This is a genomic window from Bradyrhizobium sp. NBAIM08, assembly GCF_020193935.1.
In the GTDB taxonomy this organism is placed as follows: domain Bacteria; phylum Pseudomonadota; class Alphaproteobacteria; order Rhizobiales; family Xanthobacteraceae; genus Bradyrhizobium; species Bradyrhizobium yuanmingense.
In genome coordinates, this window is record NZ_JADYVR010000384.1 from 1 (window position 1) to 445 (window position 445).

Consider the following 445-nt stretch of genomic DNA (forward strand, 5'->3'; position numbering starts at 1 on the left):
CTCGGAGATGTGTAAAAGAGACAGACCTCTGCGGGGCCGTGGCCCGTCATCACGAGGAACGTGATGGCCCCGATCGCCCGGCCCATGCCCACGTCGCCGGCGTGATCGCCCACGACGAACGCGTCCGCGGGATCGAACCCGAACCGTTCGGCTGCCTCGATGGCCATCCCCGGTCGCGGCTTGCGGCACGCGCAGTCATCTTCCGGGGCATGCGGGCACATGAAGATCGCATCGACCGCCGCGCCCTCGGCGGCCAGCATCGAACGGAGTCGCTCGTGGATCGCATCGAGCTGGCCGGTCGACAGCAAGCCGCGACCTACGTTCGCCTGGTTCGTGACCACGACGATCCCGAGGCCCAGGTCCTCTCGCAGTCTTCCGATCGCTGCGGCGGAGCCGGGGATCAACACCAGTTCGTCGGGATCGGACAGGTGGTCAACCTCGGTGT

The 445-nt window shown here is 67.4% G+C and carries 1 protein-coding gene; it reads right to left on the reverse strand.

Going from position 1 to position 445, the window contains the following annotated elements; all coding sequences use genetic code 11:
* Positions 1 to 407, reverse strand: a 407-nt coding sequence (locus I6F37_RS40020) for a D-glycero-alpha-D-manno-heptose-1,7-bisphosphate 7-phosphatase (protein ID WP_368736823.1), incomplete at its 3' end; no start/stop codon positions are given.
* Positions 408 to 445: the final 38 nt, after the last annotated feature.